We start from the raw sequence: 21,887 nt of genomic DNA, 5'->3' as shown, positions 1-21,887 counted from the left end.
CCACTTCGAGCCGAGTCATCCCCGACGGGAAGCATTTTCGCGTCCCACACAGAGTGGACTCCGGCGGCCGGAATCTCCTCCTTACGGATGAGATCACGCCGAACCACCCTGAGGGACGCGCGCCGCCTTGCCGCGAGCCTCGGTCGACCTGTCCGGCGTCTCCACATTTTCTGACGGTTCATCAGTATTGAATGTTCCACGCCCCACAGCTACGTTCCGCGACACCGTAGCCCGATACGAAGGGGTGGTCGCATGGCCGAAGTCAGCGCGGAGGCACGCATCGAGGCACCGGCCGAGAAGGTCTGGGCGCAGCTGACGGACTGGTCGGCATGGAGCCAGTGGAACGCCACCCACACCAGTTTCCCGGGCGGCGGCCCCGCGGCACTCGAAGTGGGCGGGACGTTCCAGGAGAACATGAAGCTGATGGGGTTCCCGGCCGAGGTCGAGTGGACGATCGAGGAACTGGAGCCGGCGCGAGTGCTCGCCATTCGCGGCAAGGGCCCGATGGCGGTGACCGTGGCCACGCGCTACACACTGACCCCGGACGGCGACAGCGCCACGACCGTGCGCACCGACGGGGAGTTCACGGGTGCGGCGGTGTCGTTGATGGCGGGCAAGCTCAAGGATTCGGCGACGGCCGCCCTGAACGAGTCACTGCGGAAGCTGGCGGGACTGGTGACCTGAAGACCCTCGCTGCGCGCACGAAGGCGCCCCGCGGATCACTCCACGGGGCGCCTTCACCGACGGCGGGGAGGCCGTACGTCAGTCCTCGTCGGCGAGGATCAGATACAGCCGCTTACGGGCGTCGTTGATGACGGTCAGCGCCTTCTCGCGCTGCTCCTTGCTGCCCGTCTTCCAGACCTGCCCGAAAGCCTCCATCAGACCGAAACCGGCCTGGCGGATCTCACCGAGGGCCTCCCAGTCGACACCGCGGGAGGCTTCCTCCCAGGGCGCCTCGGGCCCGGCCTCGGCCGCCTCGCGGCCCGCCTCCGTGAGCGAGAACAGCTTCTTGCCGCCCTCACTCTCACTGACGATCAGGCCCTCGTCCTCCAGCAGTTGGAGGGTGGGGTACACCGAGCCGGGACTGGGCTTCCACGCCCCGCCGCTGCGCTCGGCGATCTCCTGGATCATCTCGTAGCCGTGCATGGGGCGGTCCTTCAGCAGGGCGAGGATCGACGCGCGCACATCGCCGCGCCGCGCCCTCCCTCGCGGTCCGCCTCGACCACCCCTCGGCCCCCAGGGGCCGGGCCCGAATCCGGGCCCACCGAAACCGGGGCCGCCAGGACCACCCGGCCCGAACGGCCCGAAGGCGCCGCGAAGCCCCTCGAAGTCGCCTCGGCCGTGATGACCGTGTCCACCGTGTCCACGCTCGAATCCATGGGAACGCATCCCAATCACTCCATTCCATCGTTGATCTGTCGCGATGCTTCAACGATATATCGGAAGAGTTCGTTAGGCAAGGGTGGAGAGAGATGTCCGGGCGGCGCCGGCACTGAGGGGCGCTGACGTGCAGCGCATGCCACCCCGGCCCCCAAATCGGTCCAGCACCCACGAATTGGCCTTGGCCTCCCTCTCCGCGCGCCCTCTAGCGTCACGGCATGCGGATTCGAATCGTCGATGCCTTCACCGACCATCCCTTCGGCGGCAACCCGGCCGGAGTCCTCCTCCTGGACGCCTTCCCGGAGGACGGACGGCTTCAGAACGTGGCCATGGAGGTCAATCAAGCCGAGACGGCGTTCGCGCACCCGTTGGAGGAGGGCGGGGAGGCGGACTGGGCGTTGCGGTGGTTCACACCCCTCGCCGAAGTGGCGATGTGCGGGCATGCCACGCTCGCCACGGCCCACGTGCTGCACAGCACCGGCACCCACGAGGGACCCGTACGGTTCGCCACCCGCAGTGGCGTCCTGGTCGCCACGCCTCGCGAGGACGGCTCCATCACGCTCGACTTCCCTACGGCCCCGCTCACACCGGTCGAGGTACCGGACGGGGTCGCACAGGCGCTGGGCACCGAGCCGCTCGTCGCTTTCGACACCGGCCCGAGCATCGGCGACCTGCTCCTCGAAGTGGCCGACGAGAAGACGGTCCGCTCCCTGCGCCCCGACCTCAAAGCCCTGGGCGCCCAATCCGAGCGAGGCATCATCGCCACCGCCCGCGCCGAGGACCCCACGCGCGGCTACGACTACGTCTCCCGCTGCTTCTTCCCGAACCTCGGCATCGACGAGGACCCCGTCACCGGCAGCGCCCACACGGCCCTCGCGCCCTTCTGGTCCGAGCGCCTCGGACGCACAGACCTCACCGGCCTGCAGGCCTCCCGCCGCTCCGGCCACGTCCACACGGAACTGCGCGCCGACCGCACGCTGCTGAGCGGCCGCGCGGTGACCGTGATCGAGGGGGAGTTGATCGCCTGAAGCCCGTTGCGACAGACGCGTCGGCCGGTCCGCGCGCGAGCAGACCCGCCGGGCATGCCGAAGGGGCGTACGAGATCGTCGTACGCCCCCTTCGGCCAGCTCCTGGCGACTGCCGACCGGCGTCACGCCGTAGGCAGCCACCCCACCTTCCCGGCCAGCAGCGCGTACCCCACGAACGCCCCTATGTCGAGCAGGGAATGCGCCACCACCAGCGGGCCCACCCGGCCCCAGCGCCGGTACAGGTAGACGAACACCACGCCCATCGCCATGTTGCCGAGGAAGCCGCCGATGCCCTGGTAAAGGTGGTACGAGCCGCGCAGTACGGAACTGGCCACCAGCGCGGTGCCGGGCGTCCAGCCCAACTGGTCCAGCCGGCGCAGCAGGTAGCCGACGACGATGACCTCTTCGAGGATCGCGTTCTGCATCGCCGAGAGGATGAGTACCGGGTACTTCCACCACACGTCGGGCAGCGCCTCGGGCACCACGGTGAGGTTGAAGCCGAGTCCGCGCGCGGCCAGGTAGAAGGCGATTCCGGTGCTGCCGATGACCGCCGCGATGCCCGCGCCACGGCCGAGGTCCGGCCAGGGGCGGGTGCGGTCGAAGCCGATGCTGCGCAGGCTCTGCCCCTCGCGCATAAGGAAGTGCGCGACAAGCGCGACGGGCACCAGCGCGGTCGTGATCCCGAACAGCTGCCAGGCGAGATCCAGCCAGGGACGGCCCGGCGCGGCCGAGGCGTTGAGCGTGGCCGCCTGGTCCTTGAGGCCCCCCGGTTTGGTGACCGAGCCGACAAAACTGATCAGGGCGGACACACCGCTCGCACCTAGCGACAGCCCCAGAACGAGCAGCGTCTCATCACGGAAAATCCGTCGCGAGGGCCGCTCATGCGGAAAAGAATCGGCCACGGGGCCTGCCTCGCCCTGCACACCTGCCTCCAGTTGGGTAATCCCGCCTCATCCTCATCGCCACCCCGCTAGGGTCTCGAATGCACTTACGAAGACCGTGCGCGACAGGCCGTCGGGGGGACGGGCGCCGTACGGGGCGTACCGCCCCTTTGCCTGCCATACGGCCGGACCCCGGCACGTGGTTCAGCAGGGCAACAGGGAGGGGCACCACCGTCATGGGACGTCACAGCTTGCCCGATCAGTATGGGGCGGGCGGCAGCGACCCCCGTCGACGCGGCCTCCGTCGACGCGCCCGCCGCCGCACGGTGCTCATCGCGACCGCCCTCGTCCTGGCCGTCGCCGGCGGTACGGCCGCCGCGGTCAGGGGCGGGCTGCTCTCCTTCGGCTCCTCCTGCCAGGACGACCCGGTGCGGCTGACCCTGGCCGCCTCCCCCGACCTGGCCCCGGCCCTGCAGACGGCGGCGAAGCAGGCCAGGGAGGCCGACCTCACCTCGGACGGGCGGTGCGTCGCCGTGACGGTGAGCGCTCGCGAGTCGTACGAGGTCGCGGACACGCTTCTGGCGGGCAAGGACCCCGGCGCCGAGGTGTGGGTGCCGGACTCGGAGCTGTGGCTCCAGCGGCTCACGGCGGACGGCGGCACGGCCGCGGTCTCCACGGTGGGCCATGTCGCCTCCACGCCGGTCGGGGTGGCGATGGTGCCCGCGGCCGCGAAGTCGCTGGGGTGGCCGAGGAAGACGTACAGCTGGCTGGAGCTGGCCGGTGCCCGCCTGCGCGACGACTCGCTCCGGCTCGGCGCGGCCGACCCCGCGCGCAGCGCGAGCGGGCTGCTCGCCCTCACGCAGCTGAGCACGGCGGCCGGCGCGGGCGAGGCCGGGGACACGCAGGTCGCGGCGATGATGAAGGCGCTGTCGCAGCGCGTCTCCGACAGTGACGGCCAGGTGCTGGAGACCCTGCCGCGCGACGCCTCGGGCACCGAGCTGGGCAACCCGAAGCGCAACCAGGCGCTGGTCGTGAGCGAGCAGGCGGCGCACATGTACAACTCCGGTGCGGACGGCGGCAGCAGCCTGGACTTCTTCTATCCGAAGGACGGCTCGCCCCGCCTCGACTACCCGTACGCCCTCCTTGACCAGACCGGGCTGACGACCGACGAGAGCCGGGCCGCGATCCGGTTCATGAACTACCTCGCCGACGCCCGACAGCGGGGGCTTCTGGAGCGGCACGGCTTCCGGACGTCCGACGACGCGGCGCCGCCCGACGCGCTGGTCACCCGGGCGGGCGGCAGCAGTCCGCAGCCGTACGCGGAGCCGGCGGGCCGGCCGGCCCCGGCGGTCGCGGTCCAGGAGACGCTCGGCGTGTGGACGATCACCGTGCAGAGTGCGCGGATCACGACGGTCGTGGACGCCTCCGCGTCCATGGCCGAGCCGGTGCCGGGCACCGAGCAGTCGCGGATGGACGTCACCAAGGCGTCACTGCTGCAGGCTCTCGCCACGTTCACGGCCGACGACGAGATCGGCCTGTGGGAGTTCGCCACCGAGCTGGACGGCGACAAGGACTACCGCGTCCTGGTGCCGACCGAGCGGCTCGGCGACGGGAACGGGGGCGGCGCGCAACGCGAAAGGCTGTCCACGGCGTTCGGCGACCTGGAGCCGGTGCCGGACGGTGCGACCGGCCTGTACGACACCACGCTCGCCGCCTACAGGTCGGCCACCGACTCCTACGCCAAGGGCAGGTTCAACGCCCTGGTCGTCCTCACCGACGGCAGGAACGAGGACCCGGGCAGCATCTCGCGTGCCGACCTCGTCACCCGCCTGGAGCGCCTCACCAACCCCGAGCGGTCGGTGCCCCTGATCATGATCGCCGTCGGCCCCGACGCGGACCGCGAGGAAGCCGACCGCATCGCCAGGGCGACGGGAGGTTCGGGCCACGAGGTGACGGACCCGTCCCAGATCCACTCCGTGATCCTGAAGGCCATCGTGGGGGCGGCGTCACCGGGCGCCCCGAACTGAGAGGCCCACGCCGGCCGACCGCACCGGCCCGTCAGGGCCGTCACCGCACCGTCACCGGCTCCGGCAACCCCACCGGCCACGTGTGCACCGGATCCCCGCGGTGCATCAGTTCGCGGTACCGGCGCGTCGTCGCCGCCAGGGCCGCCTCTCGGGACAGGCCCGACTCCAGCGCCCGGTGGAAGGTGGCCGCCTGCCAGGACGCGCCGTTCGTCCGCCTGCGGCAGCGCTCCTCGATGACGCCCAGGTAGAAGTCCCGGTCGGCCGGCTCGACGCCCCATGCGTCCAGGCCGACCTCGGCGAGCGGCAGCAGTTCGTCGCGTACGAGGCTCACCGCGTCGACCTCGGTCGTCCCGCCGTAGCGCCCCCGCCGGGGCCAGCGCAGCCGCGCGTCGATGCCGTGCCTGCACGCCTCGTCGAAGTTGGCGGCCGCCGCCTCGAAGGGCAGCCGGGTCCATACGGGCCGTGTCTCCTCGGCGAGCGCGCGGACGACGCCGTAGTAGAACGCCGCGTTGGCGACGACGTCCGTGACGGTGGGCCCGGCGGGCAGCACGCGGTTCTCCACACGCAGATGCGGGACGCCGTCGGCGATGCCGTAGACCGGCCGGTTCCAGCGGTACACGGTGCCGTTGTGCAGGACGAGTTCGGCGAGCGACGGTGTGCCGCCGGCGTTCAGGACCGCCAGGGGGTCCTCGTCGTCGCAGATCGGCAGCAGGGCCGGGAAGAACCGCAGGTTCTCCTCGAAGAGGTCGTACGCCGAGGAGATCCACCGCTCCCCGAACCAGGTGCGGGGCCGCACGCCCTGGGCCTGGAGCTCGGGCGGGCGGGTGTCGGTGGACTGCTGGAACAGCGGCGGCCGCGACTCCCGCCACAGCTCGCGCCCGAAGAGGAACGGCGAGTTGGCGCCCACGGCGACCTGCGCGGCGGCGACCGCCTGGGCCGCGTTCCAGACGTCGGCGAAGCGGCCCGGGGTGACCTGGAGGTGCAGTTGCACGGAGGTGCAGGCGGCCTCCGGGGCGATGGAGCCCGAGGTGCACGTCAGGCGCTCCACACCGTCGATGTCGAGCGTGAACTCCTCACCGCGGGCGGCCACGATCTGGTCGTTGAGCAGGGTGTAGCGGTCGACGGCGGAGAGGTTCGAGGAGACCAGGTCGTCCCGGTCCAGCGTCGGCAGAATGCCGATCATCACGATTCCCGCGTCGAGCTCACCCGCTTTTCGGTCGGCATATGCCAGTGACGTACGGAGCTCTTCGGCCAGCCCGTCGAATACCCGCTCCTGAAGCCGGTGCGGGGCGATGTTGACTTCCAGATTGAACATGGCGAGTTCTGTTTGGAAATCGCGGCTCGCGATCCGCTCCAGTACCTGCATGTTCAACATTTTCGGCATGCCGTCGGCGCCGGCGAGATTCAATTCGATCTCCAGCCCCATGAGGTTCTTGGGGCGGTCGAACCGCTTCTCCTCCAGCAGCCGCTCCAGGCCCGTCAGACACTGCCGCAACTTCTCGCGGTAGCGCTGGCGGTCGGACAGATCGAACCGACCTGCCACGACCTTCTCCCCCATCGAAGCTTCCCTCCTCGGATGGCCGGGCTCTGAGGCCCGCTCGGCGGACCCTGGAGCCGACCGCCGGTCCCGGGTCAGGTGGGATGATGCCCAGCGGAAGCGATCGATAACGTCCCGCGGCGGCCCGGCGCCCGCTACTCTGTCGGACGTGACCGGCGGCACATTCACCGGGCATGGGGCACTATGCAGTTGCGGAACGGCTCAACGAACTCGTGAAAAACGCCGACGAGAATTGGCCGACCGCGCCCGGGCTATTTTTCGAGGTCATGGACGTATGGCCGGTCGGCAATCGGGATGATTCCCGCAAATCACCGGCCGAATGGGCCCTTGCCGGGTGCGCCAAAAGCGGCTAGATGAAACATCGTCTGAACACTCGTCGTATAAACTCCGCAATCAAGGCAGAGGGTTGGCGCCCAGGGTCCCAGGGACCTGCCGTCAGGTGAGTCAAGGCAGGCCTCGCACACCACCTCGCGCTCCCAGACCCCGGCCCCCGCCTCTCTGACCTCCGTGAGCAGACAGCGCCGTCCGCCCCCGCCACGCCCTCGCGCCACCGTGCCTGTCAATGAGAGGCGACCCACCATGCCGCTGCATGTGCCCCCGGCTCCCGCGCCCGCACTTCGCTCCGTCCTCACCGCACTCGGCTCGCCCACCGCGGTCCGCGAGGCCCGAACACCCTCCCTGCGCGCCGCCCAGGGCCCCGCCACACCCGAACTCCCGCTGCCTGTGCACGTCGTGGACGAGATCACCCCGGCAGGCGTGACCGCGACCCGGCTGGCCGGCTGGCGCTTCCTGATCCGGTGCGGCGAACGAGCGATGGCCGCGGCCGAGACCCGGCTGACCCCGGACGGCTGGACCTTCTCGCACTTCTTCGAGGGCCCGTACATCGCCTCCACCGAACGGGCGCTGCGCCAGGCCGAGACGATCGCACAGCCCTACCAGCCGCGCCTGCTGTCGTTCCCCGGCCTCTACATGCTCACCCTCTGGCTGCACGGCGACTGCACCGCGGACGCCACCACCGGCCACCCGGCCGCCACGGACCTCCTGGTGCCGCTGGCCCCCGCCCCGCCCGGCATCGCGGCCCATCTGCCGCACCTGGTCGCCGAGCTGCTCCCGGTGCTGACCCACCGGGCGACCCCGGCGCCGCTGCCCCCTATGCCTCCGCTGCTCGGCTCACCCGCCTGACAGCGCACCGCGCGAGCGCCCGCGTACCCCGCCGCCCCGTTCCCGGGTTGCGGGGTACGCCGCTGTCCGGGGCGGGATCGGGCACGAATCGGAGTACGGGAAACACGCATACGAGTCGTAAAACGCGCGACACTCGACGGACCTCGGCACTCTAACGAGCAGGAAAGCACTCGCCTGAGCGCAGAATAGGCGAGAGCGCGAGGAGAATATCGCTCGCGCGAGCGACAATGCGCTCGAACGAGCCACTCAAGGCCCCGGCCCGTCCGGACTAGCCCCATCCGACCACGGCGAACCACCCGAAATGACAGTGGAGTTGGGATGAACCGTCCGCGCGGGAGATGCGTCATCAACCTGTGAGAAAGCGGTGCTGCGAAATCCCTGCGGATTGCCGCCCGTGGGGCAACACTGGGTTCCGACCGACTAATCACAACGGGGGCGGCCATGAACGAAGCTTCACGCCGCGAAACAGACGCCACAGCCATCTCACACAGCACGACAGAGCGAAAGATCCCATCCATGTGCCAGCACCAGCCACCGTGCCCCTCAGCCGACTCCGCCGACCGGGAATCCGCCCGTCTCGTGGCGCACCACCCGGAGCAGGGTTGGAGCCTGCTGTGCAACGGTGTCCTGCTCTTCGAGGACACCGGTGAGCTCCTGCCGGACGGCCAGATCATCGCCCCGCACCGTCCGCTGGGCACCGGCAAGGTGATGACCGCCGCGTAGCGCCTGCCGGCGGCATGCCGGAGAGGTCCTGCAGCACTACCGGGCGGAGCGATGACCGACGCCCGGCGTACTCCCAGGGGCCGGTCGCAGACCTTACTGCGAGCCGGCCCCCACGTGTGTCCGGGGGTGGTCACTCAGCGTAGTTCGCCGTGCGCCGTGGGGGGATGCCTCAGCGCCTGCCGTATCGCGAAGTAGGCCGGCTTCGGACGCAGTTCCTCGTCCCACGGCAGCGCGGCACCCTGGCCCTCGAAGACCGCCGGGATCCAGGAGTACTTGTCGGTGTAGTCCCAGACGGTGATGCCGACACACCGGCGCACCGCCAGGCACGCCTCGGTCAGATCCCGGTACCACCCGGCCTGCTGGGCGAGCTTCTCCTCGGTCGCGGGCAGGATCATCCGGATGTCGACCTCGGTGAGCGCGGTGTCGAGCCGCAGCCCGGCGAAGCGCCGGAGGTTGTCCTCCAGCGTGGTCGGATAGCCGTACTGCAGGGCCAGGTGGGCCTGGAAGCCGATGCCGTCGAGCGGGACGCCCTGCGCCTTCAGCTCCTTGGCGAGACGGTAGTAGGCGTCGCTCTTCGGGCCGACGGCCTCGATGTTGTAGTCGTTGAGGTAGAGCTTGACCTTCGGGTCGGCCTGGCGGGCCCAGCGCAGGGCGTCGGCGATGTAGCCGGGGCCGAGCGTGTTGTAGAAGACCGTCTCGCGGTAGGTGCCGTCCTCGTTGAAGGCCTCGTTGACGACGTCCCAGGCGAACACCTTGCCCCGGTAGTGCCGTACCTCCCGCTGGATGTGGTTCTTCAGTACGGCCCGCAGCTCGTCGGCCGTCCACGCGCGGCCCGTCAGCCAGCCGGGCAGCTGGCTGTGCCAGACGAGGGTGTGGCCGCGCACCTTCTGGTGGTTCGCGCGGGCGAGGTCGACGATCTCGTCGCCCTTGGAGAAGTCGAACACACCCCGCTGGGGCTCAGTGGCGTACCACTTCATGCCGTTGCCCGGCGTGATCTGGTCGAACTCGCTGCCGAGGAGCGCCTTGTACGGCTCGTCGACGAGCTCGGGATTGTCGGTCGCGCTGCCGAAGTAGCGGCCGTGGCGCTGGGCGAGGTCGGCGAGGGTGGGTGGCTTGCCGTGAGCCTGGGCTGCCGGGCCGTTCGCGACGCCCGCGGCGACCAGCACGGCGGCGAGAGCGCCGGCGAGTCTCAGACGGTTCTTGCGCATGGTGCGACTCCTCACGTAGCGGTGGTGTGTTGAGCCGTACGTCCGCCTGCGCGCGTCAACCCTTGGTCGCGCCGGCGGTGAGGCCGCCGACGAGCTGGCGCTCGGCGACCGAGTAGAAGGCGAGGGCGGGGACCATGGCCAGCACCAGGTAGGCGAAGACGCGGGCGTAGTCCGCGGAGTACTGACCCTGGAACTGCTGGACGCCGATCGGGATGGTCCACCACGTGGAGTCGGTGAACACCAGCAGCGGCAGGAAGAAGTTGTTCCAGCTGGTGACGACGGCGAGGACCGAGACGGTGCCCAGCGCGGGCCGCGCCATCGGTAGCAGCACCCGCCAGAAGAAGCCGAAGGAGCTGCACCCGTCGAGCGTGGCCGCCTCCTCCAGCTCGCCGGGGATGTCCCGGAAGAAGCCGCGCAGGATGATGATGGTCATCGGCAGCCCGAAGGCGGCCTGCGGAAGGATCACGCCGAGCGGGTTGTCCAGCAGGCCCAGCGAGCGCAGCAGCAGGAACAGCGGGAGGGCCGCGACCGCGAAGGGGAACATCAGCCCCATCGTGAAGAGGGTGAAGAGCGTCTCCCGGCCCCGGAAGGCGAACCGCGCGAAGGAGAAGGCCGAGAGCGCGGAGACCGCCACGACCAGGACGGTCGTCCCCACCGCGATCAGTGTGCTGTTGCCGATCAGCCGCCAGAAGTCCCCCGAGCCGAGGAGGCCCGTGTAGTTGCCGGCCACCCACGACTCCGGCAGCCCGACCGGGTTGCGGGAGAGCTCGTCGGTGGACTTGAAGCCGGACACCACGGCGTAGAGCAGCGGCACGACCATCACGGCGCCGACCACCACGAGGATCACATGCAGCGGCAGACTCGTCCTGCCGGTCTTCCCGCCGGTCTTCCCGCCGGCCATCCTGCCGGACCCGGCCGTCACTTGGCGCCTCCCCGCATGGTCGTGGTGGCCCCTTCGAGGTCGCGGCGGAGCACGAACCGCTGGTAGGCGAGGGCGAAGACGAGGCTGATGCCGAACATGACCACGCTGATCGCGCTGGCGTAGCCGACCTGATAGCGCTTGAAGCCGTACTGGAACATGGTCACGGCCATCGTCTCGGAGTGGTGGTCGGGACCGCCCGCGGTGGTCACCCAGACCAGGTCGAAGAGCTGGATCGACCCGATGACGGACAGGAACACGCTGATGCGCAGGGTGGGCGCGAGGAGCGGCAGGGTGACGCTGCGGAAGCGCTGCCAGGCGTTCGCGCCGTCGATCAGCGCGGCCTCGGTCAACTCGGCGGGGATGGACTGGAGTCCGGCCAGGTAGAGCATCATGTGGAAGCCGAAGTACTTCCACGTCATGACCAGGAAGAGGGTCGCCATGACGGTGGACGGGTCGGCGAACCACTCGCCGCCGAGCCCGTCGAGGCCGATATGGCCCAGGACCTGGTCGGCGAAGCCGTCACCGGGAGCGAAGATCATGCCGAACAGGACGCCGGTGATGGCCTCGGACAGGACGTACGGCCCGAAGAACAGCATCCGGTAGAAGGCCCGGCCGCGCAGCTTCTGGTTGAGCAGTACGGCCATGGCGAGCGCGAACGGCAGCTGGACGGCGAGCGACAGCACGACCAGGAGCAGGCAGCGCCACAGGTCGCCGAGGAAGACGGGGTCCTGGATGAGCCGGGTGAAGTTGTCGGCACCGATGTAGTCGGACGGCATGCCGAAGCCGCCCCAGCGGAAGAAGGCGGCGTACAGCGCGAACAGCATCGGCAGCAGCACCAGGACGAGGAACAGCACGAGTGCCGGCACCTGGAAGCCGACCGCGGTGAGCCAGTTCAGCGCCCGACACCGGGCCCGTCCGCGAGCCGCGCCGGTGGGCGGGGGCGCGGGATCGACGCCGGGGCCGGTGCGCTTGTCCGGCAGGAACGTGGAGGTCATCGCCGGCTACTGCTCTTCCTTCGCGGTCTGCGTGATCGACTCGGCGACCTGCTGGGGTGACTTGGACCCGGCGACGAGCGCGCCGACGCTGTCGTTGACCTCCTGGCCGACGGCGGGCGCATAGGCCTGGTCGAGATAGAGCTGGAAGCCGGTGGCGCCCTTCAACTGCGCCTGCACGGCCTTGATGTTGGGGTCGGTGATGGCGCGCTCGGCGGCCGGGACCACCGGCAGGGCGCCCGTCTTCTTGACGAGCTCCACGTCGGTCGCCTCGGAGGCGAAGAACTTCAGGAAGTCGACGGCGGCCTGCGGAGCCCCGCTGCGCAGGGCATGCCCGCCGCCCCCGCCGAAGACCTCGGTGATCGCGCCCTTGCCGCCGTCGACCTCGGGGAACGGGAAGAACCCGAGGTCCTCACCAAGCCCCTTGCCGGCGTCCGCCTGCACGACCGGGGCCCACTGCCCCATGAGCTCCATCGCCGCCTTGCCGTTGCCGACGGCAGCGGCCTGGCCGGTGGGGGTGGAGTACGCGGCGCCGAGGAAGCCCTTCTGGAACGGCTGGAGGTCGACGAGTTCCTGGAGGTGCTGACCGGCCTGCACGAAGGCGTCGCCGGTGAAGTCCTTGTCGTCGTACGCCTTCTGGAGGGCGGAGGCGCCCGCGGTGCGCATGGAGAGGTACGCCCAGTAGTACATGCCGGGCCACTTCTCCTTGCCGGCGAGGGCGAGCGGGGTGATGCCCTTGGCCTTCAACTTCCGTACGGCGTCGAGGAAGTCGCTCCAGGTGGTCGGCGGCTCGCTGACACCCGCGTCCTTGAACAGCGCCTTGTTGTACCAGAAGCCGATCATGCCGATGTCGAACGGGATGCCGTAGACCTTCTCGTCCAGGAGGTACGGCTCCTTCGCGACCGGCAGCAGGCCGTCGGCGAAGTCCTTGGTGCGGTCGGTGAGGTCCTCGACGAGCCCGGCGTCGACCTGCTGCTTCAGGACGCCGCCGCCCCAGGTGTGGAAGATGTCGGGCAGTTTCCCGGAAGCCGTCAGGGCCGTCATCTTCGACTTGTAGGCGTCGTTCTCCAACTGGACGATCTTTATCTTCACCTTGGGGTTCTGAGCCTCGAACTTCTTGGCCAGCGCCGCCCAGACGCCCTTCGTCGGCTCGGTGGTGGAGATGTTCCACCACTCGATGGTGGTCGTGCCGTCCGACGACCCTCCGTCCGAGTCGCCGCCGCAACCGCTCAGTGCCGTCATGCCCACACCGGCCGCGGCCGAGGCAGCCAGGAAGCCTCGGCGGGACAGTCCCGGGTCGCCCATGATGCGCTCCTTGGGTACGGGACGGCTCGCCCATGGGCCGTCCGCCGGTTCCGCCTGGATCGAAAGTTTCGGACCAGATCCAGAAAGCTGCGTTGCTGCCGCACCCTAGAGAAAGCTTCCAAACGGTGGCAACCCTTTGAACAAGGTGATTTGGACTCGTCGTCGCTTCGGTGCGCCTCGCCTTACCCTCGTTGCACCTTCGATCGAAACATTCGCCCTGGCTGGCGAACTTTACGACTCGAAACGCACGCTGGGCACCTCCGGGCGAGGGCGTGGCCATGGCTCGCCCGGAGGTGGATCGGTACGGCCTAGAGGCCGACGTCGCGGCTGCGGATGTCGTCCAGGGACTCGCGGCGGATCAGGAGCCGGGCGTGGCTGTCGGCCACGGCGACCACCGGGGGGCGTCCGACCAGGTTGTAGCCGGAGGCCATGGAGAGGTGGTAGGCGCCGGCGGCCGGGACTGCGAGCAGGTCTCCCGGGCGGATGTCGTCGGGGAGTTCGACGTCCGCTGCGACGACGTCGCCCGCCTCGCAGTGGCGGCCCACCACGGTCACCGGAGCGGTGGCGGCGGTGCTGTGCCTGCCCACCAGCCGGGGCGCGTAACGCACCCCGTACAGCGCGGGCCGGGGGTTGTCGCTCATGCCGCCGTCCACCGCGACGTAGGTGTGCGCACCGGTGCGCTTGACGGCGAGGACGTGGTAGAGCGCGACGCCCGCCGGCCCCGCGATCCCCCGCCCCGGCTCGATGATGAGGCGCGGCACGGTGAGCCCGGCCGCCGCACAGGCCTCGGCCAGTTCGGCCCGCAGCCGGCGCGCGAGCAGGGTCAGGTCCAGGGCCGGCTCGCCGGGCCGGTAGGCGATGCCGTGGCCGCCGCCCAGGTCGAGTTCCGGCAGGATCAGGCCGTGCTGTTCGTACAGGCGGGCCATGAGGCCGACGATGCGCCGTACGGCGGCGATGTAGGGCTTGACGCTGGTGATCTGTGAGCCCAAGTGGCAGTGCAGGCCGGTGAGTTCGAGCTGCGGCTGGTCCAGGATCCGGGCGATGGCGTGCTGCGCGTAGCCGTCCGGGATGGACAGACCGAACTTCTGGTCCTCGGTTCCGGTGCGGATCTTCTCGTGGCCGCCGGCGCTGATGCCGGGCACGACGCGGACCATGACCTTCTGGTGGCCGTCGGGCCCGACCGCCGCGGCCAGCCGGGCGATCTCGGAGGGGCTGTCGATGACGATGCGGCCGACGCCGAGGCGAAGCGCGGTCTCCAGGTCGCGCGGCGACTTGGCGTTGCCGTGGAGCACGATCCGCTCCGGCGGGAAGCCGGTAGTGACCGCGAGTTCCAGTTCTCCGGCCGAGCAGACGTCCAGGCCCAGGCCCTCCTCGGCCATCCAGTGGACCATCGCGCGGCACAGGAACGCCTTGGCCGCGTAGAGGACTTCGGCGTCCGGGAAGACGTGCCGGTAGGTGCGGCAGCGCTCACGCACCTCGGTCTCGTCCAGGACGTAGACGGGGGTACCGAAGCGATCGGCGACCTCGGCCAGGGGCACGCCACCGACGGAGAGGTCACCCGGGCGGGGCTCGGCGGTGGAGACCGGCCATACGGACAGGGCGTCGGCAGGGGCGGTGACCGTGGGTTCGTGAAGCGTGGTCATGGCGTGCTCCCTCAGCCGATCCGCAGTGCGGGAACAGGAACGTCGGGCTCGATCGGCGTGGGAGCCGGTGCCGCGAACTGTGGGTCGACGGTGACGGTGGTGACGCCGAGCGGTGCGGTCAGGGCGCGCAGGGCGGGCTCGGCGAGCCTGATCCAGGGCTGGTCGGGGCCGAGGGTCGCGGCCAGCTGCCGCGGAGACGTGAATCCTACGGCCGTACGGTCGCCGAGGGGCGTACGGAAGAGGCGGGCCGCACAGGCGGCGGCCGGTCCCGGCCGGACCGGAACGTACAGGGGGCCGGCCGGGAACCGATCAGAGGGCTCCGGGTCTTCTTCGTACAGGATGTGTGCCATGGGGTGCCTCCGGGAGGATCCGAAGTGGATCGGGTAGTGGCTTGGCGGCCCCGGCGCGGGGAGGCGGACCGGGGCTCGCCACCGACGGTATGCCCGATGACCGGGGGGTTCGGGCGGTTCATGACGCGATGCTGACGGCGATCGGCCGGACCCTGACGGGGCGTTGACGCGGAGTCCGGCCGGCCCGGGCGAACGTCGTCAGAGGTGCGCCAAGAAGTGCCGTCGGGGCGGCTGCGGACCTGCGGCCGGAGTGTGATGGGAGCGTCCCGTCGAGGGCCTCCCGCGAGAACGGCTCGCGGGGGCGCACGCGAAGACCGCACGCGAAGACGTGCGCGAGAGAAGAACGGTGAAGTCATGTCCGGTTCCGGCAGCGCCGCGACAGCACGGGTCGTGGTCGGAGTGAGCGGTTCCGTGGGCAGCCTGACCGCCCTGCGCCGGGCGGCCGACGAGGCGCGGCTGCGGGGCGCGGAGCTGTGGCCGCTGCTGGCATGGCAGCCGCCCGGCGGGGACCCGGCCGCCCGGCGCGGTCCGGGAGTGAGCCTGATGCACGGCGAATGGCAGCACCTGACGCGCGAGCGTCTGGTCGCCGTCCTCAGCGACGTGTTCGGGCCTGGCGGCTGCGGCTGGACACACGGCACTTGGCGATGGAGACGGTGCGGCCGGACGGGGCGTGAACGCGGTCGGCGTCCGAGCCGCTACGGCATCGCCGCAGCAGGCACTTCCGTCTCCCCCGGCAGCCTCCCCCGCGCCATCCGCAGACTCAGCACCATCGTCAGCCCGCCCCCAGGCGTGTCCTCGGCGTTGATCGTGCCGCCCATCGCCTCCGCGAATCCCCGTGCCACCGCGAGCCCGAGCCCCACTCCGGCTCCGCGCGGGGCGTCGCCGTAGCGCTGGAAGGGCTCGAAGATACGTTCCTTGGCCTCGTCCGGTACGCCCGGGCCGCGGTCGACCACGCGTACCTCGACCCGGTCGGCGATCGCGCTCGCGGCAACCAGCACCGGTTCGTCCTGGCGGCTGTACTTCACGGCGTTCTCCACCACGTTGGCGACGACACGCTCCAACAGGCCCTTGTCCACCGAGACCATGGTCAGCGTCTCCGGGATGTCGAGCTCCACGCTGTCCTCCGGCACCCCGCCGAGCGCCATCGGCACCACCTCGTCGAGGTCGATCTCCCTGATCAACGGCCTGACCGTGCCCGTCTGCAGGCGCGACATGTCGAGGAGGTTGCCGACCAGGTGGTCGAGCCGGTCGGCGCCCTCCTCGATGGCCTCCAGCAGTTCGGCCTCGTCCTCCTCGGACCACGCCACGTCGTCGGACCGCAGCGAGGAGACCGCCGCCTTGATGCCCGCGAGCGGTGTACGCAGGTCGTGGCTGACGGCCGCCAGCAGGGCCGTACGGATGCGGTTGCCCTCGGCCAGTTCCCTGGCCTGGCCGGCCTCGCGCTGCAGGCGCCGGCGGTCCAGGACGACGGCCGACTGTGCGGCGAACGCGGCGAGCACCCGGCGGTCCTCGGCGGGCAGCACCCGTCCCGTCAGGGCCAGGGCCATGTGGTCGCCGACCGGCACGTCCACGTCCGCGTCGTCGGGGTTCTGGCAGGGCCGGGGTCCCACGCTGCCCGCGCAGGTCCAGGGGGCGACGTCGCTCTCCCGCTCCAGCAGGGCCACCGACCCCATGCCGAACGTCTCGCGGACGCGCTCCAGCAGCGCCTCCAGGCTGGTCTCGCCGCGCAGGACGTTCCCGGCGAGGAAGGAGAGGATCTCCGACTCGGCGCGCAGGCGTGCCGCCTGGTGGGTGCGGCGGGCCGCCAGGTCCACCACCGAGGCCACCGCCACGGCCACGCCGATGAAGATCGCGATGGCGACGATGTTCTTCGGGTCCGCGATGGTCAGCGTGTGCACGGGTGGCGTGAAGAACCAGTTCAGCAGCAGCGAACCCACCACCGCGGAGGCCAGTGCCGGCAGCAGCCCGCCGAGGAGCGCGGCGGCTACCGTCAGCGCCAGGTACAGCAACATGTCGTTGGCGAGGCCGACTTCCGGCGCGACGTGCGTCAGCAGCAGGGTGAGGACGACGGGGCCGAGCGCCCCGACCAGCCAGCCCCAGATGATCCGCGCCCGGCCGAGCCGTGCAGTGCGGGCGACGGGCAGCCCGCGCCCTTTGCCCGCCTCGCCATGGGTGATCAGGTGGACATCGAGGTCGGGCCCGGAGTCCCGGGCGACCGTGGCGCCGACGCCGGGCCCGAGGACGTACTGCCAGCTCTTGCGACGGGACACGCCGAGGACGATCTGGGTGGCGTTGACGCCGCGCGCGAAGGCCAGCAGGGCTGCCGGGATGTCGTCGCCGACCACGTGGTGGAAGGTGCCGCCGAGGTCCTCCACCAGGCCGCGCTGCACGGCCAGTTCCTTCGGTGACGCGCCGGTCAGGCCGTCGCTGCGGGCGATGTAGACGGCGAGCACCTCACCGCCCGCGCCCTTCTCCGCCAGCCGCGCGGCCCGGCGGATCAGCGTCCGCCCTTCCGGGCCGCCGGTCAGGCCCACCACGATCCGCTCCCGCGAACCCCATATCGTCGTGACCTCGTGCTCGCTGCGGTACGCGTTGAGGTACTCGTCGACGCGGTCGGCCACCCAGAGCAGGGCCAGTTCGCGCAGTGCTGTGAGGTTGCCGGGCCGGAAGTAGTTGGAGAGCGCCGCGTCGACCTTGTTCGGCCGGTAGATGTTGCCGTGCGCCATCCGGCGCCGCAGTGCCTGGGGCGACATGTCGACCAGTTCGACCTGGTCGGCCCGGCGCACCACCTCGTCCGGCACGGTCTCCTGCTGCCGTACGCCCGTGATCGACTCGACGACGTCGCCCAGCGACTCCAGATGCTGGATGTTGACGGTCGATATCACGTCGATGCCGGCGGCGAGGAGTTCCTCCACGTCCTGCCAGCGCTTGGCGTTGCGCGAGCCGGGGATGTTGGTGTGGGCCAGCTCGTCCACCAGCGCCACCTGGGGCCTGCGCGTGAGGACGGCGTCTATGTCCATCTCCGTGAACGACGAGCCCCGGTACTCCAGTTCCGCGCGCCGGGCCTGCTCCAGGCCGTGCAGCATGACCTCGGTGCGCGGCCGGTCGTGGTGTTCCACGAACGCGACGACGCAGTCGGTGCCTCGCTCCACCCGCCGGTGCGCCTCGGAGAGCATCGCGTATGTCTTGCCGACGCCCGGTGCCGCGCCGAGATAGATCCGAAGCCTGCCGCGTGCCATGTTCACCCTTCGAAGCGGTAGCCCATGCCGGGTTCGGTGACGAGATAACGGGGGTGCGAGGGGTCCGCCTCGAGCTTCCGGCGCAGTTGGGCCATGTAGACCCGCAGGTAGTTGGTCTTGCCGGCCCGGGTGACCCCCCAGACCTCCCGCAGCAGGTGCTGCTGGGTGACGAGGTGCCCGGGATGGGTCACCAGGATCTCCAGCAGATGCCATTCGGTCGGGGTGAGGCGTACGTCGCGGCCGGCCCGTACGACTCTCCTGGCCAGCAGGTCGATGGTGAACTCGGCGGTCGCCACGTGCGTCGTGCCGGGGGTGAGCGGGGACTCCTCGGTGCGGCGCACCGCCGCCCGCAGCCGGGCCATGAGCTCGTCCATGCTGAACGGCTTGGTGACGTAGTCGTCGGCGCCCGCGTCCAGTGCGGCCACCTTCTCGTCGGAGGCCCGACGGGCCGACAGCACCATGATCGGCACACGGGTCCAGCCGCGCAGCGCCTTGATGACGTCGACCCCGTCCATGTCGGGCAGACCGAGGTCCAGAATCACCACGTCCGGCTGACGCGCGGCCGCCAGCCGGAGGGCCGTGGTGCCGTCGGGCGCCGCGTCCACTCCGTACCGGCGTGCCTGCATGGTGATCACGAGTGCTCGTACCAGCTGGGGGTCGTCTTCCACGACCAGCACCCGGGTCATCGGTCAGTCGCCCTTGATGAGTTCCTTGAGCGCGATGTTGAGTTCGAGGACGTTCACGCGTGGCTCACCGACGAAGCCGAGCGTGCGTCCCTCGGTGTGATCGTCGACCAGTTTCTGCACCTGGGCGACGGACACGTCGTTGCGCTGGGCGACCCGGTGGACCTGGACGTCCGCGTACTGCGGGGAGATGTCGGGGTCCAGGCCAGAGGCGGAGGAGGTGACCGCGTCGGCGGGGACCTGGGCGGCACTCACCGCGTAGCCGGGCACGGAGTTCTCCTTGACGACCTTCGCCTTCGCCTCCTTCACCCACTTGATCAACTCGGGGTTGTCGCCGGAGCGGTTGGTGGCGCCGGACAGGATCAGCTTGTACTGCGTGTTGACCGAGTTCTCACCCAGTCCGTTGGCGGGACGGGGCTGGAAGTAGTCCAGGCTGTAGCCCTGTTGACCGATCAGCGAGGAACCGACGACCTTGCCGTCCGCCTTGACCTCGGAGCCGTTCGCCTTGTCGCTGAAGAGCGCTTGCGCCACGCCGGTGACGGCCAGCGGATAGATGACACCGGTCACCAGGGTCAGCACGAGGAGGGCGCGCAGGCCCGCCCCGAGCAACCGGGCGGTGTTCGTAACCGAGTTGTTCATGGCGATCAGCCGATTCCGGGGATGAGGGAGATGAGCAGGTCGATGAGCTTGATGCCGATGAAGGGCGCGATCAGGCCGCCCAGCCCGTAGATGGTGAGGTTCCGCCGCAGCATGCGGTCCGCGCTGACCGGCCGGTACTGCACGCCCTTCAGGGACAGCGGCACCAGCGCGATGATGATCAGCGCGTTGAAGATGACCGCGGACAGGATCGCCGAGTCCGGCGAGGACAGGCCCATGACGTTGAGCTTGTCCAGGCCCGGGTAGACGGCCGCGAACAGCGCCGGGATGATCGCGAAGTACTTCGCGACGTCGTTGGCGATGGAGAACGTGGTCAACGCGCCCCGGGTGATCAGGAGTTGCTTGCCGATCTCGACGATCTCGATGAGCTTGGTCGGGTTCGAGTCGAGGTCGACCATGTTGCCGGCCTCCTTGGCGGCCGACGTGCCGGTGTTCATCGCCACACCGACGTCCGCCTGGGCCAGCGCGGGCGCGTCGTTCGTACCGTCACCGGTCATCGCGACCAGCTTGCCGCCCGCCTGCTCCCGCTTGATGAGCGCCATCTTGTCCTCGGAGTCGCCTCCGCGAGGAAGTCGTCGACGCCGGCCTCGTCGGCGATCGCCTTGGCGGTCAGCGGGTTGTCACCCGTGATCATGACGGTCTTGATGCCCATGCGGCGCAGTTCCTCGAACCGTTCCCGCATGCCGTCCTTGACGACGTCCTTGAGGTGGATGACGCCGAGGATCCGAGCACCGTCGGCGTCCTCCACGGCGACCAGCAGCGGGGTGCCACCGGCCTCGGAGATGCGGTTGGCGACCGTGTCCGCGTCGTCGGCGATGGTGCCGCCCTGCTCCCGCACCCAGGCGATGACCGAACCGGCGGCGCCCTTACGGATCTTGCGGCCGTCGACGTCCACGCCGGACATCCGGGTCTGCGCGGTGAACGCGATCCACTCGGCACCGGCCAGCTCGCCCTGGTGGCGCTCGCGCAGGCCGTACTTCTCCTTCGCCAGTACGACGATGGAGCGGCCCTCGGGCGTCTCGTCGGCCAGCGACGACAGCTGGGCCGCGTCGGCGACCTCGGCGTCGGTCGTCCCGGTGACCGGCACGAACTCGGACGCCTGACGGTTGCCGAGCGTGATGGTGCCGGTCTTGTCGAGCAGCAGCGTGGAGACGTCGCCGGCGGCTTCGACCGCACGACCCGACATCGCCAGTACGTTGCGCTGGACCAGCCGGTCCATGCCCGCGATGCCGATCGCCGAGAGCAGAGCACCAATGGTCGTAGGAATCAGGCAGACGAGCAGGGCGACCAACACGACCATCGTCAGGTGCGTGCCCGCGTAGTCCGCCAGCGGCGGCAGCGTGGCGCAGGCGAGCAGGAAGACGATCGTCAGCGAGGCCAGCAGGATGTTCAGCGCGATCTCGTTCGGCGTCTTCTGCCGGGCCGCGCCCTCGACCAGGTTGATCATCCGGTCGATGAAGGTCTCACCGGGCTTCGTCGTGATCTTGATGACGATGCGGTCGGAGAGGACCTTCGTACCGCCGGTGACAGCCGAACGGTCGCCGCCGGACTCACGGATGACGGGCGCCGACTCGCCGGTGATCGCCGACTCGTCGACGGACGCGACGCCCTCGACGACATCGCCGTCGCCGGGGATGACATCTCCCGCCTCGCAGACGACCAGGTCGCCGATCCGCAGCTCGGTGCCGGGCACCTGCTCCTCTCGGTCGCCCACGAGCCTGCGGGCCACCGTGTCGGTCTTGGCCTTGCGCAGGGTGTCGGCCTGCGCCTTGCCCCGGCCCTCGGCGACCGCCTCCGCGAGATTCGCGAAGAGCACCGTCAGCCACAGCCAGGCGCTGATGGTCCAGCCGAACCAGTCGCCGGGGTCCTTGAACGAGAAGGCGGTGGTCAGGACGGACCCGACCAGCACGACGAACATGACCGGGGACTTGACCATCACCCGTGGGTCGAGCTTGCGGAAGGCGTCCGGCAGCGACTTGACCAGCTGCTTGGGGTCGAAAAGGCCGGCACCGACACGGCCCTCGGGGGCCTTGTGCCCGGTGGGTACGTCGCTGTGCGGCGCCCGGGTCGGGGTGAGTGTGGACATGGAGTCCTCTTGCTTGTCGATAC

At 70.1% G+C, this 21,887-nt stretch carries 18 protein-coding genes and 2 pseudogenes; 7 read left to right on the top strand and 13 right to left on the bottom strand.

All coding sequences use genetic code 11. The features are described from left to right. Positions 1–252: 252 nt before the first annotated feature. A complete protein-coding gene (locus OHO27_RS36035) occupies positions 253–684 on the top strand; it encodes a type II toxin-antitoxin system Rv0910 family toxin (protein WP_328429120.1) in 432 nt (143 codons plus the stop codon). Positions 685–762: 78 nt separating this feature from the next. On the opposite strand, the gene OHO27_RS36030 is transcribed toward OHO27_RS36035, so the two are convergent. Continuing rightward, on the bottom strand, positions 763–1,389 hold the full coding sequence (locus tag OHO27_RS36030) for a PadR family transcriptional regulator (protein WP_328429119.1): 627 nt from the start codon (positions 1,387–1,389) through the stop codon (positions 763–765). 209 nt (positions 1,390–1,598) lie between these two features. Between OHO27_RS36030 and OHO27_RS36025 the strand changes: the two genes are divergently transcribed. After that, positions 1,599–2,408: a PhzF family phenazine biosynthesis protein gene (locus tag OHO27_RS36025; protein WP_328429118.1), complete on the top strand. Its 810-nt coding sequence runs from the start codon at positions 1,599–1,601 to the stop codon at positions 2,406–2,408. Positions 2,409–2,530: 122 nt separating this feature from the next. Here OHO27_RS36025 and OHO27_RS36020 read toward each other — a convergent pair whose 3' ends face one another. After that, the gene (locus OHO27_RS36020; protein ID WP_328429117.1) at positions 2,531–3,331 is read right to left on the bottom strand and encodes a CPBP family intramembrane glutamic endopeptidase; all 801 of its coding nucleotides are present in this window, start codon (positions 3,329–3,331) and stop codon (positions 2,531–2,533) included. Positions 3,332–3,525: 194 nt separating this feature from the next. Here OHO27_RS36020 and OHO27_RS36015 point away from each other — a divergent pair, with 194 nt between their 5' ends. Beyond that, on the top strand, positions 3,526–5,316 hold the full coding sequence (locus OHO27_RS36015) for a substrate-binding and VWA domain-containing protein (protein WP_328429116.1): 1,791 nt from the start codon (positions 3,526–3,528) through the stop codon (positions 5,314–5,316). Between the two features lie 40 nt (positions 5,317–5,356). Here OHO27_RS36015 and OHO27_RS36010 read toward each other — a convergent pair whose 3' ends face one another. Continuing rightward, positions 5,357–6,874: a glutamate--cysteine ligase gene (locus OHO27_RS36010; RefSeq protein WP_328429115.1), complete on the bottom strand. Its 1,518-nt coding sequence runs from the start codon at positions 6,872–6,874 to the stop codon at positions 5,357–5,359. Positions 6,875–7,047: 173 nt separating this feature from the next. Here OHO27_RS36010 and OHO27_RS36005 point away from each other — a divergent pair, with 173 nt between their 5' ends. From OHO27_RS36005 to OHO27_RS35995, 3 genes are all read left to right on the top strand, one after another. Continuing rightward, complete coding sequence (locus OHO27_RS36005) at positions 7,048–7,227, top strand: hypothetical protein (protein ID WP_328429114.1); 180 nt, start codon at positions 7,048–7,050, stop codon at positions 7,225–7,227. 226 nt (positions 7,228–7,453) lie between these two features. Next, on the top strand, positions 7,454–8,056 hold the full coding sequence (locus OHO27_RS36000; protein WP_328429113.1) for a hypothetical protein: 603 nt from the start codon (positions 7,454–7,456) through the stop codon (positions 8,054–8,056). A gap of 516 nt (positions 8,057–8,572) precedes the next feature. Then, positions 8,573–8,779, top strand: a complete 207-nt coding sequence (locus OHO27_RS35995; protein ID WP_030053671.1) for a DUF5999 family protein — start codon at positions 8,573–8,575, stop codon at positions 8,777–8,779. 134 nt (positions 8,780–8,913) lie between these two features. Here the strand turns inward: OHO27_RS35995 and OHO27_RS35990 are convergent, their stop codons facing one another. The 6 genes from OHO27_RS35990 to OHO27_RS35965 form a co-directional block, all read right to left on the bottom strand. Beyond that, complete coding sequence (locus OHO27_RS35990; protein ID WP_328429112.1) at positions 8,914–9,987, bottom strand: endo-1,4-beta-xylanase; 1,074 nt, start codon at positions 9,985–9,987, stop codon at positions 8,914–8,916. Positions 9,988–10,042: 55 nt separating this feature from the next. Next, positions 10,043–10,888, bottom strand: coding sequence for a carbohydrate ABC transporter permease (locus OHO27_RS35985; RefSeq protein ID WP_328430651.1), 846 nt, complete (start codon positions 10,886–10,888; stop codon positions 10,043–10,045). A gap of 17 nt (positions 10,889–10,905) precedes the next feature. Beyond that, complete coding sequence (locus tag OHO27_RS35980; protein ID WP_328429111.1) at positions 10,906–11,904, bottom strand: carbohydrate ABC transporter permease; 999 nt, start codon at positions 11,902–11,904, stop codon at positions 10,906–10,908. Positions 11,905–11,910: 6 nt separating this feature from the next. Next, positions 11,911–13,206, bottom strand: a complete 1,296-nt coding sequence (locus OHO27_RS35975; RefSeq protein ID WP_328429110.1) for an extracellular solute-binding protein — start codon at positions 13,204–13,206, stop codon at positions 11,911–11,913. Positions 13,207–13,514: 308 nt separating this feature from the next. Continuing rightward, complete coding sequence (gene lysA / locus OHO27_RS35970; protein WP_328429109.1) at positions 13,515–14,849, bottom strand: diaminopimelate decarboxylase; 1,335 nt, start codon at positions 14,847–14,849, stop codon at positions 13,515–13,517. Positions 14,850–14,860: 11 nt separating this feature from the next. After that, entirely contained in the window at positions 14,861–15,199 is a 339-nt protein-coding gene (locus OHO27_RS35965; RefSeq protein ID WP_328429108.1) for an SAV_915 family protein, read from the bottom strand. Positions 15,200–15,454: 255 nt separating this feature from the next. Here OHO27_RS35965 and OHO27_RS43260 point away from each other — a divergent pair. Beyond that, a pseudogene (locus OHO27_RS43260) lies at positions 15,455–15,706 on the top strand (universal stress protein); the annotation flags it as partial. Positions 15,707–15,894: 188 nt separating this feature from the next. Here the strand turns inward: OHO27_RS43260 and OHO27_RS35955 are convergent. The 4 genes and pseudogenes from OHO27_RS35955 to kdpB form a co-directional block, all read right to left on the bottom strand. Then, on the bottom strand, positions 15,895–18,438 hold the full coding sequence (locus OHO27_RS35955) for a sensor histidine kinase (RefSeq protein ID WP_328429107.1): 2,544 nt from the start codon (positions 18,436–18,438) through the stop codon (positions 15,895–15,897). A gap of 2 nt (positions 18,439–18,440) precedes the next feature. Beyond that, complete coding sequence (locus OHO27_RS35950; protein WP_328429106.1) at positions 18,441–19,124, bottom strand: response regulator transcription factor; 684 nt, start codon at positions 19,122–19,124, stop codon at positions 18,441–18,443. Between the two features lie 3 nt (positions 19,125–19,127). Further along, a complete protein-coding gene (locus tag OHO27_RS35945; protein WP_328429105.1) occupies positions 19,128–19,760 on the bottom strand; it encodes a potassium-transporting ATPase subunit C in 633 nt (210 codons plus the stop codon). Positions 19,761–19,765: 5 nt separating this feature from the next. Then, positions 19,766–21,864, bottom strand: a pseudogene (kdpB, locus tag OHO27_RS35940) (potassium-transporting ATPase subunit KdpB). Positions 21,865–21,887: the final 23 nt, after the last annotated feature.

Source organism: Streptomyces sp. NBC_00443 (assembly GCF_036014175.1).
Classification (GTDB): Bacteria; Actinomycetota; Actinomycetes; order Streptomycetales; family Streptomycetaceae; genus Streptomyces.
The sequence above is the reverse complement of the archived record's forward strand: the minus strand, read 5'-3'. Positions and strand labels throughout refer to the sequence as shown.